18 protein-coding genes and 1 pseudogene are annotated in these 16,797 nt (G+C 58.6%); 15 read left to right on the plus strand and 4 right to left on the minus strand.

The window, feature by feature from the left end; genetic code table 11:
• Positions 1 to 167 precede the first annotated feature (167 nt).
• The 9 genes and pseudogenes from yidA (at position 168) to AFK62_RS00320 (ending at position 10,021) form a co-directional block, all read left to right on the plus strand.
• Positions 168 to 980, plus strand: coding sequence for a sugar-phosphatase (yidA, locus tag AFK62_RS00275; RefSeq protein ID WP_007674724.1), 813 nt, complete (start codon positions 168 to 170; stop codon positions 978 to 980).
• A 460-nt stretch (positions 981 to 1,440) separates the two neighbouring features.
• Positions 1,441 to 2,124, plus strand: coding sequence for a D-galactonate utilization transcriptional regulator DgoR (gene dgoR, locus AFK62_RS00285; protein ID WP_007674729.1), 684 nt, complete (start codon positions 1,441 to 1,443; stop codon positions 2,122 to 2,124).
• Positions 2,121 to 3,005 (plus strand): 2-dehydro-3-deoxygalactonokinase, encoded by an 885-nt coding sequence (locus AFK62_RS00290; protein ID WP_007674732.1) that lies wholly within the window; start codon positions 2,121 to 2,123, stop codon positions 3,003 to 3,005. Before dgoR ends, AFK62_RS00290 begins: the two co-directional genes overlap by 4 nt.
• Positions 2,989 to 3,606, plus strand: a complete 618-nt coding sequence (locus AFK62_RS00295) for a 2-dehydro-3-deoxy-6-phosphogalactonate aldolase (RefSeq protein WP_053531654.1) — start codon at positions 2,989 to 2,991, stop codon at positions 3,604 to 3,606. Before AFK62_RS00290 ends, AFK62_RS00295 begins: the two co-directional genes overlap by 17 nt.
• Complete coding sequence (gene dgoD / locus AFK62_RS00300; RefSeq protein ID WP_007674737.1) at positions 3,603 to 4,751, plus strand: galactonate dehydratase; 1,149 nt, start codon at positions 3,603 to 3,605, stop codon at positions 4,749 to 4,751. The genes AFK62_RS00295 and dgoD overlap by 4 nt, the downstream gene beginning before the upstream one ends.
• Positions 4,752 to 4,966: 215 nt before the next feature.
• Positions 4,967 to 6,303: pseudogene (locus AFK62_RS00305) on the plus strand (MFS transporter).
• 138 nt (positions 6,304 to 6,441) lie between these two features.
• A complete protein-coding gene (locus tag AFK62_RS00310) occupies positions 6,442 to 7,761 on the plus strand; it encodes an MFS transporter (RefSeq protein WP_007674743.1) in 1,320 nt (439 codons plus the stop codon).
• The gene (locus AFK62_RS00315) at positions 7,758 to 8,690 is read left to right on the plus strand and encodes a 2-hydroxyacid dehydrogenase (protein ID WP_007674746.1); all 933 of its coding nucleotides are present in this window, start codon (positions 7,758 to 7,760) and stop codon (positions 8,688 to 8,690) included. Before AFK62_RS00310 ends, AFK62_RS00315 begins: the two co-directional genes overlap by 4 nt.
• A gap of 68 nt (positions 8,691 to 8,758) precedes the next feature.
• Complete coding sequence (locus AFK62_RS00320; protein WP_007674747.1) at positions 8,759 to 10,021, plus strand: DUF3748 domain-containing protein; 1,263 nt, start codon at positions 8,759 to 8,761, stop codon at positions 10,019 to 10,021.
• On the opposite strand, the gene AFK62_RS00325 is transcribed toward AFK62_RS00320, so the two are convergent.
• Entirely contained in the window at positions 10,022 to 10,348 is a 327-nt protein-coding gene (locus AFK62_RS00325) for a YceK/YidQ family lipoprotein (RefSeq protein ID WP_032984498.1), read from the minus strand.
• 304 nt (positions 10,349 to 10,652) lie between these two features.
• Between AFK62_RS00325 and ibpA the strand changes: the two genes are divergently transcribed.
• The 6 genes from ibpA to AFK62_RS00355 all read left to right on the plus strand — a co-directional run bounded on the left by ibpA (position 10,653) and on the right by AFK62_RS00355 (position 14,432).
• Positions 10,653 to 11,069, plus strand: a complete 417-nt coding sequence (ibpA, locus tag AFK62_RS00330; protein ID WP_007674749.1) for a small heat shock chaperone IbpA — start codon at positions 10,653 to 10,655, stop codon at positions 11,067 to 11,069.
• A 112-nt stretch (positions 11,070 to 11,181) separates the two neighbouring features.
• On the plus strand, positions 11,182 to 11,649 hold the full coding sequence (ibpB, locus tag AFK62_RS00335; protein ID WP_007674751.1) for a small heat shock chaperone IbpB: 468 nt from the start codon (positions 11,182 to 11,184) through the stop codon (positions 11,647 to 11,649).
• A 101-nt stretch (positions 11,650 to 11,750) separates the two neighbouring features.
• Positions 11,751 to 12,533, plus strand: a complete 783-nt coding sequence (locus tag AFK62_RS00340; protein ID WP_007674753.1) for a phosphotransferase — start codon at positions 11,751 to 11,753, stop codon at positions 12,531 to 12,533.
• Between the two features lie 39 nt (positions 12,534 to 12,572).
• Positions 12,573 to 12,920, plus strand: coding sequence for a YidH family protein (locus tag AFK62_RS00345; protein WP_007674756.1), 348 nt, complete (start codon positions 12,573 to 12,575; stop codon positions 12,918 to 12,920).
• Positions 12,910 to 13,257: a DUF202 domain-containing protein gene (locus AFK62_RS00350; RefSeq protein ID WP_007674758.1), complete on the plus strand. Its 348-nt coding sequence runs from the start codon at positions 12,910 to 12,912 to the stop codon at positions 13,255 to 13,257. The genes AFK62_RS00345 and AFK62_RS00350 overlap by 11 nt, the downstream gene beginning before the upstream one ends.
• A 71-nt stretch (positions 13,258 to 13,328) precedes the next feature.
• A complete protein-coding gene (locus tag AFK62_RS00355) occupies positions 13,329 to 14,432 on the plus strand; it encodes a cellulase family glycosylhydrolase (protein WP_071884414.1) in 1,104 nt (367 codons plus the stop codon).
• Here the strand turns inward: AFK62_RS00355 and emrD are convergent.
• From emrD to tisB, 3 genes are all read right to left on the minus strand, one after another.
• Positions 14,335 to 15,519, minus strand: a complete 1,185-nt coding sequence (emrD, locus tag AFK62_RS00360; protein WP_032984502.1) for a multidrug efflux MFS transporter EmrD — start codon at positions 15,517 to 15,519, stop codon at positions 14,335 to 14,337. The genes AFK62_RS00355 and emrD overlap by 98 nt on opposite strands.
• A 210-nt stretch (positions 15,520 to 15,729) precedes the next feature.
• A complete protein-coding gene (locus tag AFK62_RS00365) occupies positions 15,730 to 16,185 on the minus strand; it encodes a GNAT family N-acetyltransferase (protein ID WP_007674760.1) in 456 nt (151 codons plus the stop codon).
• Between the two features lie 75 nt (positions 16,186 to 16,260).
• Positions 16,261 to 16,350 (minus strand): type I toxin-antitoxin system toxin TisB, encoded by a 90-nt coding sequence (tisB, locus tag AFK62_RS00370; RefSeq protein ID WP_032803729.1) that lies wholly within the window; start codon positions 16,348 to 16,350, stop codon positions 16,261 to 16,263.
• Positions 16,351 to 16,797: the final 447 nt, after the last annotated feature.

The raw sequence follows: 16,797 nt of genomic DNA on the forward strand, positions 1-16,797 counted from the left end.
AGAATGTTATGTCGTAGAGAATAAGCGCAGCGCGTCCACCCTGACATGCGCCTGCCTTAACCGGCATTTTCCCTGCAGATCCATCCCCTTTTCTCCTCCTGGCTGCTACTGTTTTTTGAGCGGAATCGCGTTAGCATGCGAAAAGACTCATTTATGCAGAGGACCTCATGGCTATCAAACTTATTGCAATCGACATGGATGGCACGTTACTGCTGCCCGATCACACCATTTCACCCGGCGTGAAAAACGCTATCGCTGCGGCCCGTGAACAAGGCATCAATGTGGTGCTGACAACCGGCCGTCCTTACGCTGGCGTGGAAAGTTATCTGCGCGAGCTGCATATGGATAAACCCGGCGATTACTGCATCACGTATAACGGCGCGCTGGTGCAGAAGGCGAGCGATGGCAGCACCGTCGCGCAAACGCCGCTCAGCTATGACGATTACCGTTACCTGGAGCAACTTTCGCGCGAGGTGGGGTCGCATTTCCACGCGCTGGACCGCACCACGCTCTATACCGCGAATCGCGATATCAGCCGCTATACCGTTCATGAATCTTTTGTCGCCACTATTCCGCTGGTGTTCTGCGAGCCGGAAAAAATGGACCCGAACAAAACCTTCCTGAAGGTCATGATGATCGACGAGCCGGAGATCCTCGACAAAGCCATCACGCGCATTCCGCAAGAAGTGAAAGAGAAATACACCGTGCTGAAAAGCGCGCCGTACTTTCTTGAAATCCTCGATAAGCGCGTCACCAAAGGCACAGGTGTGAAGTCGCTGGCCGATGTATTGCACATCCAGCCTGAAGAAGTGATGGCGATAGGGGACCAGGAAAATGACATTGCGATGCTGGAGTATGCGGGCATTGGCGTGGCGATGGAGAACGCCATCGATGCGGTGAAAGAGGCCGCGAATGTCGTGACCCGCTCGAACCTGGAAGACGGTGTTGCCTACGCGATTGAGAAATTTGCCCTGCGTTAAGGTAAATCATTAACGCGCCGTCTGTTCATCAGACGGCGCGTCAGAACAGAGTACCTCGCCGCTGTTTCATGGCTTCCTTCTTTCTGCTTCACCACATTCCGTGTATCTATCCGCCGCGCAAAGCTACAATATTCACGCGCCGTCGCCATTCTCCCTGTCCCGCCTTTCAACGCCCTGTGGGCGTTTTCCTGAATTTTCGCGCCTTTTTCTTGCTGTTTTTCCGCCCTTCGCCACGCCTTTACATCATTATTCTGGGTAATGAATCGCTGTCTGTTACTGTGCTCCGATATATCCTTTTGTCGTTTTTGTGATCTAAATTGTAGTACAACCAACATTGATTGTACTACATTGAACCCATCAGCACGGCCACCCGCGTCACGGTTGTACTTCAAAAATGCGGCGAAAATCGGCGGTCAGGGTAAAGTAAGCGAAGAAACCTCGCGTGAAAGGAACCCAAAGCATGACCAAAACCGACCGCATCATCGTTACGCTGGGCCGCCAGATTGTCGGCGGAAAATATGCACCAGGCGCGTCGCTGCCTGCCGAAGCCGAGTTGTGCGACGAGTTTGAAACGTCGCGCAATATCATCCGCGAAGTCTATCGCTCGCTGATGGCGAAGCGGCTGATTGAGATGAAACGTTATCGCGGGGCTTTTGTCGCACCGCGTAACCAGTGGAACTACCTCGACACCGAGGTGTTGCAATGGGTGCTGGAACATGACGATGACCCGCGCCTTATCGCCTCCATGAGCGAGGTGCGCAATCTGGTCGAACCCGCCATTGCCCGCTGGGCGGCGGAGCGCGCCACGTCGAGCGATCTGGCACGTATCGAGGCGGCGCTCAACGACATGATTGCCAACAACCAGGATCGCGACGCCTTTAACGAAGCAGACATCCGCTATCACGAGGCGGTGCTTGAGGCGGTACATAACCCGGTGCTGCAACAGCTCAGCGTGGCTATCAGCTCTCTGCAACGGGCCGTGTTTGAACGCACCTGGATGGGCGATGAGGCCAACATGCCGAAAACGCTCCAGGAACATAAGGCGCTGTTCGATGCGATACGGCATCAGGACGGCGAGGCGGCAGAGCAGGCGGCATTAACCATGATCGCAAGCTCGACAAAAAGGCTTAAGGAAATCACATGACATCTCGCTACATCGCTATCGACTGGGGTTCCACGAATCTTCGTGCCTGGCTTTATCAGGACGAAAAGTGCCTTAAAAGCAGGCAATCGGAGGCGGGCGTTACCCGCCTTAACGGCAGAACCCCCGACGCGGTGTTAGCGCAGGTGACCGAAGGCTGGCGCGATGACGCCACGCCTGTTGTCATGGCGGGCATGGTCGGCAGCAATGCAGGCTGGAAAATCGCCCCTTATTTGCCTTGTCCGGCGCGGTTTGCCGATATCGGCAGCCAGCTCACGACTGTGGCGCCCGACGTTTTTATCATTCCCGGTCTGTGCGTGACGCGTGACGATAACCTCAACGTCATGCGTGGCGAAGAAACCCAACTGCTGGGTGCCCGTGAGCTTGCGGCGGCACCGCTCTACATCATGCCCGGCACGCACTGTAAATGGGTGCAGGCCGACGATGCGCAGGTCAGCGACTTTCGCACCGTCATGACCGGCGAACTGCACCATCTTCTCTTGACCCATTCGCTTATCGGCGCGGGCCTGCCTGAACAGCAGCCGGACGCCGACGCCTTTCAGGCGGGCCTTGAGCAGGGCGTGGCTACCGATGCGCCGCTGGCGCGCCTGTTCGAAGTGCGCGCCGCCCATGTCCTGGGCACGCTTGCGCGCGAACACGTCTCTGAATTCCTTTCCGGGTTGCTGATTGGCAATGAAGTGGCAAGCCAGGTTCGTCACTGGCAGCCAGACCGCCAGCAGCCCCTCACGCTGGTCGCCAGTCCTTCGCTTGCGAGCCGTTACCAGCGCGCGCTGACGCTGCTGGGGTACACGGCCCGGACGCTTGAGGGCGACCACGCATTTCAGGCAGGCATAAGGAGTCTCGCTCATGCAGTGGCACACTGATCTCCCTCTTATCGCAATCTTACGCGGCGTTACCCCGCCGGAAGCCGAAGCGCATGTCGCCGCGGTGCTCGACGCCGGTTTCGACGCGGTAGAGATCCCGCTTAACTCGCCGCAGTGGCAGGAGAGCTTGCCGATGCTGGTGAAGGCATTCGGCGAGCGCGCGCTGATTGGCGCGGGCACGGTACTGAAGCCGGAGCAGGTCGACGAACTGGCGCAGATGGGCTGCAAGCTTATCGTCACACCGAACATTCAGCCTGACGTCATCAAACGCGCGGTGGGTTACGGCATGACCGTCTGCCCCGGCTGCGCCACGGCGACCGAGGCGTTCACCGCCATTGAGGCAGGCGCGCAGGCGCTGAAAATTTTCCCGTCTTCCGCCTTCGGTCCTGACTACATCAAGGCGTTAAAAGCCGTCCTGCCGCCGGACATCCCGGTCTTTGCGGTCGGCGGCGTCACGCCGGAAAACCTGGCGGTGTGGCTGAAAGCGGGCTGCGCGGGCGCCGGGCTTGGCAGCGATCTTTACCGTGCCGGACAGCCGGTTGAGCGCACGGCCGCGCAGGCGAAAGCATTTGTTAAGGCGTATCGAGAGGCAGTGCAATGAAAATTACCAAACTAACGACGTACCGTTTACCGCCCCGCTGGATGTTTCTCAAGATTGAGACGGATGAAGGCGTGGTCGGATGGGGCGAGCCGGTTATTGAGGGGCGTGCTCGCACGGTCGAGGCGGCGGTGCATGAGCTGGGCGAATACCTGATTGGCCAGGATCCGGCCCGCATCAACGACTTATGGCAGGTGATGTATCGCGGCGGTTTTTATCGCGGTGGCCCGATCCTGATGAGCGCCATCGCGGGTATCGACCAGGCGCTATGGGATATTAAAGGCAAAGTGCTCAATGCGCCGGTATGGCAACTGATGGGCGGGCTGGTGCGCGACAAAATCAAAGCGTACAGCTGGGTTGGCGGCGACCGTCCGGCGGAAGTGATCGCCGGTATTAAAACGCTGCGCCAGATAGGCTTCGACACCTTTAAATTAAATGGCTGCGAAGAGTTAGGGATTATTGATGACTCGCGCAAAGTCGATGCGGCGGTCAATACCGTGGCGCAAATTCGCGATGAATTCGGCAGCGAAATAGAGTTTGGTCTCGATTTCCATGGCCGCGTCAGCGCGCCGATGGCAAAAGTATTAATTAAAGAACTGGAAGCTTATCGCCCATTATTTATTGAAGAGCCGGTATTAGCCGAACAGGCGGAATATTATCCGCGTCTTGCCGCACAAACGCATATTCCGATTGCCGCAGGCGAAAGAATGTTCTCGCGCTTTGAATTTAAACGCGTGCTGGAGGCCGGCGGTCTTGCGATTCTGCAACCCGATTTATCCCATGCGGGCGGTATTACCGAATGCATGAAGATCGCGGCGATGGCCGAGGCTTACGACGTCGGGCTTGCCCCGCACTGTCCACTTGGCCCGATTGCGCTCGCGGCCTGCCTGCATGTCGATTTTGTCTCGCGCAATGCGGTATTCCAGGAGCAGAGCATGGGCATTCACTACAACCAGGGCGCCGAACTGCTTGATTTTGTAAAAAATAAAGACGATTTCAAAATGGAAGGTGGTTATTTCCAGCCGTTGATGAAACCGGGTCTTGGCGTTGAGATCGACGAAGAGCAGGTGATTGCGCGCAGCCAACAATGCGCCGACTGGCGTAATCCGTTGTGGCGGCATGCCGATGGCTCCGTCGCCGAATGGTAATGCCCGTCATATTTCGCGCTGCAACGGCGTTGGCTGCGTTTCCTCACACCGGGCACTTACTTCAGTAAGCTCCCGGGGATTCGTAAACCTGCCGCCTTCCCTCAACGCGAATTATTTAGCGCTGCGCAGAATCATTAAATAAAAACTCTGTTGTAGGCCCGGCCCACCGGGCGATAAATCCAATATAAAAACACACCCTCTGTATTTTAAAGGGCATGGTGAGGTGCCTCGCTATGCCTTATTCTGGAGACAGAACGTGATGGATATTTCTGTAACGGCTGCAAAACCGGGGCGTCGTCGTTATCTGACGCTCGCGATGATATTTATTACCGTGGTTATCTGTTATGTCGATCGCGCCAATTTAGCGGTGGCGTCGGCGCATATTCAGGAGGAATTTGGCATCAGTAAAGCGGAAATGGGCTACGTCTTTTCCGCCTTCGCCTGGCTTTATACGCTCTGCCAGATCCCCGGCGGCTGGTTTCTTGACCGTGTTGGCTCGCGCCTGACCTATTTTATCGCGATTTTCGGCTGGTCAGTGGCGACGCTCTTTCAGGGCTTCGCGACCGGACTGCTCTCGCTGATTGGTCTTCGTGCCATCACCGGCGTGTTCGAAGCGCCCGCATTCCCGACCAATAACCGTATGGTCACCAGCTGGTTCCCGGAACATGAGCGCGCCTCGGCGGTTGGCTTTTATACCTCGGGGCAATTTGTCGGCCTCGCGTTTCTCACACCGCTGCTCATCTGGATCCAGGAGCTGCTGAGCTGGCACTGGGTATTTATCATCACCGGCGGGATTGGGATTATCTGGTCGCTGGTCTGGTTTAAGGTTTACCAGCCGCCGCGACTGACTAAAAGCTTAAGCCAGACGGAGCTTGATTACATCCGCGACGGCGGAGGACTGGTCGATGGCGACGCGCCAGCCGCCAAAGCGGAGCGCCAGCCCCTCTCCCGCGCCGACTGGAAACTGGTGTTCCATCGCAAACTGGTTGGCGTCTATCTCGGTCAGTTCGCGGTCACCTCGACGCTCTGGTTCTTCCTCACCTGGTTTCCGAACTACCTGACGCAGGAAAAAGGCATCACGGCGCTCAAGGCGGGCTTTATGACGACCGTGCCGTTCCTCGCCGCGTTCGTTGGCGTGCTGCTTTCCGGCTGGGTGGCTGACCGTCTGGTGCGCAAAGGCTATTCGCTTGGCGTGGCGCGTAAAACGCCAATCATCTGCGGACTGCTGATCTCCACCTGCATCATGGGCGCGAACTACACCAACGACCCGACATGGATTGTGGTGCTGATGGCGCTTGCCTTTTTCGGCAACGGCTTTGCCTCCATCACCTGGTCGCTGGTCTCGTCGCTTGCCCCGATGCGCCTGATTGGCCTGACCGGCGGCATGTTCAACTTCGTTGGCGGGCTGGGCGGCATCACGGTGCCGCTGGTGATTGGCTATCTGGCGCAGGATTACGGTTTTGGCCCGGCGCTGGTTTACATCTCAGTTGTGGCGCTGATTGGCGCACTCTCTTACATCCTGCTGGTCGGGGAGGTGAAACGCGTGGGCTAAGGCCCATAACGGAAGGCAGGGACGCCCGCGACGGAATGCGCAGCCAGCGCGCCGCCGGTAACCGGCGCGCGTTGAGAATTACATAATAACAACCATAAACCTGCCGGGGATGCCACGGCAGGCGACGAGGGTTCTGCTATGCATACCGATCTGTACTCGACCACCCTGCGGCAGCTTAACGCGAAGATAATCCCGTTTATTATCCTCTGTTACTTTGTCGCTAACCTCGATAAAACCAACATCTCTATCGCGGCGCTGCAAATGAACGCCGATCTCGGCCTGAGCGCCAGCATGTACGGCCTGGGCGTCGGGATGTTCTACATCTCCTACATCATTTTTGAAATCCCGAGCAACGTCATCATGACGAAGGTGGGCGCGCGCATCTGGATCGCCCGCATTATGATCACCTGGGGGATCGTCAGTGCAGGGATGTCGCTGGTGCAGACGCCGACGCAGCTCTATGTCATGCGTTTCTTACTCGGCATGGCGGAGGCGGGGTTCACACCGGGCATAATCTATTACATCTCCTGCTGGTTCCCGAAGAGCAACCGCGCGCGGGCGATGTCCTTCTTTTATATGGGATCAGTGATGGCCTCGATTATCGGCCTGCCGATTTCAGGCTCGATCCTTAATATGCACGGCATCGCGGACATTGCCGGGTGGCGCTGGTTGTTTGCCCTTGAAGGCATTCCCGCCATCGTGCTTGGCATTATGGTGTTGTGGCGTCTGCCGCAGACGCCGGATCACGCGCCGTGGCTCTCCGGTGAACAAAAAAACTGGCTGAAGACGCAGCTTGAGCGCGATAACGCCAGTGTGGAAGTGGGTAAACACCATAGCTGGACCAGCGCGCTGAAAAACAAAACCGTCCTGCTGCTAAGCCTGGTCTGGTTCCTGCAGGCGTTTGGCTCTATCGGCATTACGCTGTTTCTGCCGTTGATTATCAAAAGCATGGCAAGCGATCAGAGCAACATTGTGGTGAGTTTGCTTTCCGCCGTGCCGTTTATCGCCGCCTGCGTGTTTATGTATCTCAATGGTCGTCATTCCGACACCACCCATGAACGCGCCTGGCATCTGGGGTTGCCGCTGATTATCTCCGGCGTGTCGCTTGCGATCGCTATCTATTCCAGCAACCTGCTGGTGGCCTATGGGCTGCTGGTGTTGACCGTAGGTTTTAACTTCGCGCTGACGCCGATTTTCTGGGCAGTAACGACCGAGAAGCTGGCAGGTGTTGCGGCTGCGGCATCCATCGCGTTTATCAATACCGTGGCGAATTTTGTCGGCCTCGGCCTGCCGCCGATACTCGGCAAAATCAAAGACGCCACGGACAGTTACCATTATGGGCTGCTGATCGTGGCGGTCGCGCTGATCCTCGGCGGTATTATCGGTGTGCTGGTGTCACGCCCAGCCCGCCCCGGCGCGCCGCAGCAACCGGCCTCACTGAAACAGGAGTCACGATGAAACAGACCGTCCTGAAACACGCTTATCTGCCGGATGCGCTTACCGACGCATTGCGCGAGCGGTATACGCTTTGCGAATACGCCAGCATGACAAACCGCGAATTTGCCACGATAGCGGGGGAGGTCACGGTACTGGTGACCAACGGCGAGGCCGTGGTGACGCGTGAGTTTATCGCGACGCTGCCTGCGCTCAGACTGATTGCGGTGTTTGGCGTCGGCTATGACGGGGTGGACGTGGCGGCGGCGCGGGATCGCGGCATCGCCGTTACGCACACACCAGGCGTTCTGACCGACGATGTGGCAGACCTCGCCATCGGCCTGATGCTCGCCACGTCACGCAGAATTGTCAGCGCCCAGCGGTTTATCGAGCAGGGCGGCTGGGTGCACGGCAGCTTTCCGTGGACGCGTAAGGTGTCTGGCGCGCGGCTCGGTATCTTCGGCATGGGCCGCATCGGCCAGGCCATCGCCCGTCGCGCGCAGGCGTTCGATATGACAATCCGCTATACCAGCCGCCATGCGCAGCCTGCATTGCCGTACCCTTTTGTGCCGGATTTACGCGAGCTGGCGCAGGAGAGCGATTTCCTGATGCTCTGCGCGCCTGGCGGCGACGCGACACGCGGCGTGGTCAATGCGGCAGTGCTGGCGGCGCTCGGGCCGCAGGGCATGCTGATAAACGTTGGGCGCGGCAGCGTGGTGGATGAGACCGCGCTGATGGCGGCGCTGGACAGCGGCACGATTGCGGGCGCGGGGCTGGATGTCTTCACGGATGAGCCGAACGTGCCCGCCGCCCTGCAACAGCGCGACAACGTGGTCATCACGCCGCATATGGCGAGCGCGACGTGGGAAACGCGGCGGGAGATGTCGCGGCTGGTGCTGGAGAACGTCAACGCCTGGTCTGCGGGGGCGCCGCTCGTCACGCCGGTGCCCTGACGGGCAATTGCCCGTACCGCATTTATCTTTTACCCTGAGGCCCTCTCAGGCTTCAGGGTTTTCTCTTGATGAAACAGCTCACGTTCGCCCCGCGTCACCATCAGCTCACCAATATCAACGTCTGGACCCCGGACAGCCGCTGGCTCGCCTTTGACGTGCGTCCGTCCGGCGCGTCGTTTACCGGTGAAACCATTGAGCGCGTCAATGTGGAAACGGGCGAGGTCGAGGTGATTTATCGCGCGCCACAGGGCGCGCATGTGGGCGTCGTGACAGTAAGCCCAACGGCAGCGCGGTATGTGTTTATTCACGGCCCTGAAAACCCTGACGACACCTGGCATTACGACTTTCACCATCGTCGCGGCGTGGTGGTGGAAAACGGCGTTGCTGAAAATCTCGACGCGATGGCTATCACGCCGCCGTTCACCCCCGGCGCGCTGCGCGGCGGCAGCCATGTGCATGTATTCAGCCCGGACGGCGCGTGGCTGAGTTTCACTTACAATGACCACGTTTTACATGAGCGTGACCCGGCACTTGATTTGCGCAACGTCGGTGTGGCGCTGCCGTTTGGCCCGGTGACCCCGCCGTTGTCCCATCCGCGCGAATACGCGGGCAGCCGCTGGTGCGCGCTGGTAAGCCGCACCACGCCGACGCCGCGCCCCGGCAGTGACGATATCAACCGTGCCTATGAAGAAGGCTGGGTAGGTATTAATGGTTATCAAAAAGCAGACGGCACGAGGCAACGTCGCGCGCTGGCGTTTATCGGTGACACGCTGACGCCTGCGGGCGTGAAAGCGCCTGAGTTGTTTATTGTCGACTTGCCGGAAGACGAGCGCGCGTGGAAAACCCCGGGCGAGGCACCGCTTGAAGGTACCGACGCGCTGCTGCCCGCGCCGCCCGCAGGCGTGAGTCAGCGTCGTCTGACATTTACGCATACGCGTCGTTACCCGGGCCTTGCCACCGCGCCGCGTCACTGGGTGCGCAGCAACCCGCAGGGCACCGCGCTGGCCTTTCTTATGAAAGACAATGGTGGCGTGGTGCAGCTGTGGCTGATTTCACCCGCAGGCGGCGAGCCGCGTCAGGTTACGCAGGGTGAGGAAGGCGTGGAATCAGCGTTTAGCTGGCATCCGTCGGGCGAGGCTATTGGGTTTATGCAGCGTAACCGCATTGTGCTTTGCGAGGTGCAAACAGGGGCTATCACGCCGCTTACGCCGGCGCAAACCGACGTTATCTCGGCGGATGCCGTGGTGATTTCACCGGACGGAAAACGCATCGCCTGGATGCAAGAGACAGAAGATTTCCGCCAGATCTGGATGACGGAAACCGGGCGATAATCAGGGCGCGGGTGGGATAACCGAGTTAATCGCGAAAGATTTTTTTTCGCTCTCTTCCACCCGCGATCTCACTGATTTATCGGTACGGAAAACATCCCACGGGATAAGCAGCGTATCCGCAATAGCCGTGAAGGGGAGATCGAGCGCCACCAGCGGTTTTAACCCCCAACTGGTTTCGTCGTCTGACAGCATCGTCGCGCTGGCGCGTGTGCCGGGGTAAAGCCCTTGTTCGCCGCCACCTGTGTGCGACATCATGCTGGAGCAGCCACATAGCAGCAGTGCACCGCTGCAAAAAATCATTTTCCCGAGGATATTGTTCATCTTCATTCTTCTTTTACGTTGTCGCATCGCAGGCGTCAGTCATGAGATATAACGCCCCTGAACCAGAATGAATAGCGCGCCTTAGCCGTCCTGTGGCAGCGCTCGCAGTTTAGCATTACATGCTCTTATTCCCAGTCTACGCAAAGAAATGTAAATCGCCAAAAAAAGGCCGATTTCGGCCCTTGAAAACAGCCGGGTCGCACCCATTTTTGGATTGTGGAAACAGGGAGCATGCCGAACGGGTCTCCCGCCACAGCCGCCTGTCCTTTGAGGAGGGCGATGTTAAACCTCGCTGATTTCAGGAGTATGTATGCGTAATTTTGACCTGTCCCCGCTGTATCGTTCCGCCATCGGTTTTGACCGTCTCTTCAATCTGCTTGAGAACAACCAGAGCCAGAGCAACGGCGGTTACCCTCCATACAACGTCGAGCTGGTGGACGAAAACCACTACCGTATCGCCATTGCCGTGGCAGGCTTTGCAGAAAGTGAGCTGGATATTACCGCTCAGGACAACCTGCTGGTGGTGAAAGGCTCCCACGCGCCGGAGCAGAAAGAGCGCACCTATCTCTACCAGGGCATCGCCGAACGTAACTTCGAGCGCAAATTCCAGCTGGCCGAAAACATCTTCGTGCGTGGCGCAAATCTGGTCAATGGCCTGCTCTACATCGAGCTGGAACGCGTCATTCCGGAAGCGAAAAAACCGCGCCGGATCGAAATCGGTAACTAATTTCGCCGGGGCCGCCGCGGCGACCCCTTTTTGTCGTCTCGTGCTCGCCGAACGGGAGCACAGCCAGTACACGCACTGGCGTTTTCACTCGCTTCAATGAAGGAGAGATACTATGCGTAACTATGATTTATCCCCATTTTTCCGTCAGTGGATCGGTTTTGACAAACTGGCCAACGCGCTGATGAGCACCGCCGAAAGCCAGACTTTCCCGCCCTATAACATCGAAAAAAGCGACGATAACCACTATCGCATCACGCTTGCGTTAGCCGGTTTCCGTCAGGAAGATCTGGACATCGAACTGGAAAACACGGTGCTGCGTGTTAAAGGCACGCCGGTAAAACCGGAAAACGAACCGAAATGGCTCCATCAGGGCCTGGTGCTTCAGCCTTTTAACCTGAGCTTTACGCTTGCGGACCATATGGAAGTTTCCGGCGCGAGCTTCACCAACGGCCTGCTGCACATCGATCTGGTGCGCAACATCCCGGAAGCGCTGGCACCGCAGCGTATCGCCATCGGCGAGCCGCGTACGCTTAATACCGAGCGTCCGGCGTTGACCCACAGCGAAACCGACAACGCGTAATCGCATGACGATAAAAGGCCCCTTAACGGGGCCTTTTTTATGCCTGCCGTCCGGCGCTGTTTTATAGTCAACGTACGTTTTGCAACCACACCGGAGATCGCATGGCACAGGAAAACCTGGCGCAAATGGGCGCAGCGCAGGTACGCAAAGGCGAGCGTGACGGCAAACCGGTCATCGAAAAGCGCGGCGCGAGCGAAGTAGAAATCGCGTTCTATCGCGATAGTGCGGGCATGCTTTCTGAGCGCGGCATCCTTACGCCTGCGATGCTGGCACACGACGCGCCAACCGGTACGCTGTGGCTGGAGTTTATTCCGCACGCGGTTTCACTGGAGGCGCTAAGAAACGACGACGCGCTCTACCGTACGCTCGGCGCGCTCCATGCCGCGACGCCTGCCCCCGGCGCATGTCTGCATCCACATCGTCTGGCAGAAGAAAACGTGGCGCTGCTGTGCGAGGTGCTTTCGCCCGACGCCGATGCGCAGGCCCATCTGCGGGAAATAGCGGCGCGCAGCACGTGTTTGTTTGAGGCGAATACGCTGATTTCCGGTGACAGCAACGCGGGCAACTGGAGACGGCGCGATAACGGCGAGCTGGTGCTGTTCGACTGGGAGCGCTTCGGGCGCGGCAGCCCGGCTATCGATCTTGCGCCGCTGGTGAAAGGCATGGGCAGCCTTGCGGACTTTAACGCCATTCTCGCCCGTTATGCGCCCTGGGCACCACAGGCGGTCGATTTACTCGTCCCGTTGATTATCGCCAAAACGTGGATTGCAACAGACGTGACAGGCCTGCTGCACCGCCGCCAGAACCCGCAGCGTGCGCGCTATATTGACTGGTACCGGCAGGTGTTGCCAGGCTGGCTGCGTGAAATGGCTACGGTGTTGTAAACTGGCGGTCCGTGCCTTTCACGGCGACAAGGAGGCCTCATGAAAATTTCCCGTATCGGCGAAGCGCCGGATTATCGCTTTTCGCTCGCGAACGAACGCACCTTTCTCGCGTGGGTGCGCACCGCGCTGGGCTTTCTGGCGGCGGGCGTGGGGCTTGATCAGCTCGCGCCCGATTTCGCGACACCCGTTGTGCGTGAAGCCGTGTCGATGCTGCTGTGTTTTTTCGCGGGATCGCTCGCCATTTACGGCTATCTGCGCTGGTTGCGCAACGAGAAGGCGATGCGCCTGAAACAGGCGTTGCCGTACACCCGTATGCTGGCGTTTATCAGCGGCGTCATGGCGGTGGTCGCGGTGGCGGTCATGCTGGTGGTGTTCTATGCCGGATAACCCACGCCCGCGCGATCCGGGTCTGCAACCGGAGCGCACGTCGCTTGCCTGGATACGCACGCTGCTCGGTTACGGCGCGCTGCTGGCGCTGGCGCTGCGCCACGCCTGGAGCAACGCGGGGCTGCTGTTATGGCTGGCGCTGGGGTGCCTTGCGGCGGTTGCGGGGCTGATTTACGCCTACGCCCGCAGGCGTCATCTGACGGCGCTGGTGCGCGAAGATTTCTCGGCACCGGGCCAGGTACGCGCTAAGCTCTTAATTGCGCTGGCGGTCTGCGCACTGGCGCTACTGTTTCTGGTCACGCATGTGCGCACGCTGGCGCAGTTACTGACGGGATAACACCGGCGCACTACCTGTCCGGCGTGGATCCGTGTTACATATTTCTGATTATTCTTCCCGATACGATCGCCATGAAAACGCTGTTGCCTCCGCTCGCTTTCCTGCTGTTTTTGACCACCGCGCATGCCGCGACGCCTGCCGTCGCCGGTGAACCGCTGACGGCTCAGCGCTACGCCGCCGGGCTGGGCGTGGGAATGGATGTCGACTGGGCGCGTACCGAGCGCGGCATTCGCGAGTTCGACCCGCTGGCGGTACGCGATTTCCAGCAGCGCGGCATTCGTCATGTGCGGGTGCGGGTCGCGGGCGACGCCACGGAAGCACGGCTGATTCATTTGCGCAAAATTGTCGAAGCCTGCGAACGCTACGACATCATCCCCATTATTTCTTATCAGGCGGATGCGTTTAAAGCCGAGCCGAGCGAGAAGAATGCCGCGAAGGTAGTGGCCTGGTGGAGCGCTGTGGCGAACTACTTCGGCAGCGAACACCCGCTGCTGGGGTTCGACGTGATTTACGAGCCTGCCGACAAGCTCAACCATAATCCGCAACAGCTCAACCGGCTCTATGCCGAGGTGATCAAAACCATTCACCATGTTGATGCGCAACGGATGATTTTTGTCGCGCCGCGGTTTCGCGCTGTACCGGAAGATCTCGCCATGTTGAAACTGCCCCCCCAGAGCAACCACTACGTGCTGGCGCAGTGGCATATTTTCCCGTGGGGGCCGCTGCGCGCGAACGGGAAATATCCATGGACTTCAGGAACACCGGCGGAAAAGACGGCGATACGCGAGCGTATTAACAGCGCCCGCCGCTGGCAGCAGAAAACCGGTCACGTCAGCTGGGTTGGGGGATGGTCGGCAGCGCAAACGGTGAAAACCACGCCATCATCGGCCACGCTCGCTTTTGCCAGTTTTATGGCCTGCGAACTGAAAAAAGCGGGGATTCCGTATGCGCTGAACGCCGCAAATCAATTTTACGATGGGGAAGAGGGCGCCTGGCGACCAGCCCAGGCGGCCCTGCTGGATGCGATGATAAACCCGACATGCGTCGCAGACAGCGCGCCGGGTCATGCGGCTCATGCTAAATCGTCTGCTCCGGCATCCGCTCACGGTGCGCCAGCGGCAGCCAGCACGCCAGCATCAGCACACCCATCGCCGTCATCAGCATCCCGAGGCTAAACTGGCCATTCTGCGGCAGCAACGCCGACGACCATGCCAGCAGCCCGGACCCACAGTTTTGTAGCCCGCCAACCAGCGCGCCGGCGGTCCCGGCCAGAAACGGAAACGGCTCCATCGCGCCGCTGGTGGCGAGCGGAAAGAGCATCCCGGCGCCGAAGAAAAACAGCGCGGCGGGGATAAGCAGCGTCCAGATATTCATGATGCCAAGCCACCCCGGTAGCCACATCAGCACGCCTGCCGAAAGACAGCTCAACACCGCCTGCCACATGAGCGTCGTAAAGCGCTTGTGCGTGCGGCCTGCAAACCAGGCGCCGAAGAACGCCGCCGGAATAGGCAGAATAAACAGCACGCTCACCGCGAGGCTGCTAAGCCCAAGCCCCGCGCCCATCAGCACGCCGGAGCACGCCTCAAATACCGCAACGCCCGCGAGCCCGGCGACCAGCATAATCAGGTAACAGTTAAAGCTCGCGGTACCGAACAGCAGTTTATAACTTGCCAGCAGGCGCGGGCGCTGCGCCTGAACCGGGCGGGTTTCCGGCATCCAGCGGAACATACAACACGCCACCACCACAGCCAGCATGAGCAGAAACGCGAAGCACGCGCGCCAGCCCCACCACGTATCCAGCAGGCCGCCTAACAGCGGGGCCACCAGCGGGCTGACCAGAATCCCCATATTCAGCAGGCTGTTAGCATGACGCAGCGCCGGGCCGTCATAGAGATCGCGCGGCAGCGTACGCGCCATCACGCCGCCAACACCAGTGCCCATCCCCTGCAAACACCCCGCCAGAATCAGCACCGTCAGGCTGCGTGCCTCCAGCGCCACCAGCGTCGCGACGATAAAAATCACCAGGCCCGTGAGGATAACCGGGCGGCGGCCGACGCGGTCTGAGATCGGGCCGTAAATCAGTTGCGACACGCCGTAGGTCAGCAGATACGCCGCCATTACGCTCTGCACTGCGCCTTCACGCACATTCATCTCCAGCGCGATATCGGCGATAGCCGGGATATAAATCGTCTGCGCCATCTGCCCGACGGCGACAAGCAGAATCAACATCATTAATAAATGACGGTTAGCCAATATTCTCATCATGATTATTCGATACGCACAGGTGAAGAAACAGGATATATCTCTGTATGGGTATTAAATGCGAGAGAAATATACCGCATGCGTGGGGATTATCCAGTGAGCTATCACGCGAGAGGAAAAGCGGGCAGGCAGCTTTTACGAACACTTTTCGGAAAGTTTTATTGCCACATTAGGGAATACCTGGCGCGCCCGAGCGTCGGCGCGCTGTATTCAGGCGAACAGCGGCAAGGAAAGCCGGTGCGTAATATGCGGATGCTGCGTCACCGGCAAAAAACCCGCCTGTAAGTAAAAACTGAAGGCGGATTCCGGCGCGCGAATATTGAGGTAATCAAAAGCGTTGTGGGCATGATCGGCGAGGGTTTTCAAAAGTTGATTGCCGACGCCCACGCGGCGTACCGCATGGCTGACATAAAGATGCCGCACGCGCCCTGCGCGAGGATGCGTGTCGAACGGGCAGCGATTCAGTCCGCCGACGCCGACCAGCGCGTCGCCGAGAAACGCACCGAGCAATTGCTCACCGGGGGCGCAGAAGGCGTTGCTGCCGTCCATCCAGTGGACGGCGAGCCGGTCCAGCATGTTAAAGCCGAGTGCCTGACTCTCTTCACGCAGCCGATCGAAATCGATGCCGACCGGGGTAACAGACCTGATAGTGATGATTCCTGACATGGTTCCCTCCTGGTGGATGTACCGTGTTAAAGAGGGGCGGTTGCCCGCCCCTCTTTGGTGCGGCCTGAACCTGAGTTACCGAAGGAACTTCAGGACAGCATCAAGCAGTTGCAGGACTGCAACAATGAGTTTCAGGATAAGAATAAACAGATCCACTCCGCTCATACGCGTCTCCTCTGGTAAAGGAGCACCAACTGGCGTACCTCTCCGCTGCCTGTTGCCAGTTGTTTTGTTGGCGTAACACAGTGTGCTCTCTCGGGGTTAAGGCACTGACGGCACCACCCGTTTCAGCCAGGACTTTTTATTGCGCCCGTTTAATTGCGGCCCCGTATCGCACGCTGTGACAGCAACATCATTATAGATAGATACTGTATAAATGAACAGTATTTTCTGGACAAGAACGAGAGAGCTGGACCATACTTATCAAAAGCCACTGCTGCGCCGTGCGCCAATTGCGGGCGCGCGTATTTCGTCGTATAGTTACACAGTTGACGTAACACAGTGTGCTTTGCGGCCACCAACCGCAACAGTAGCTGAAAAAAACCTCGCCTCTGGCGGGGTTTTTTTGTTTTTACGCTCTCACACCTGGCCTTTCACCCGGCTGACATTCGC

The sequence above is a fragment of the Cronobacter condimenti 1330 genome (genome assembly GCF_001277255.1).
Taxonomy (GTDB): domain Bacteria; phylum Pseudomonadota; class Gammaproteobacteria; order Enterobacterales; family Enterobacteriaceae; genus Cronobacter; species Cronobacter condimenti.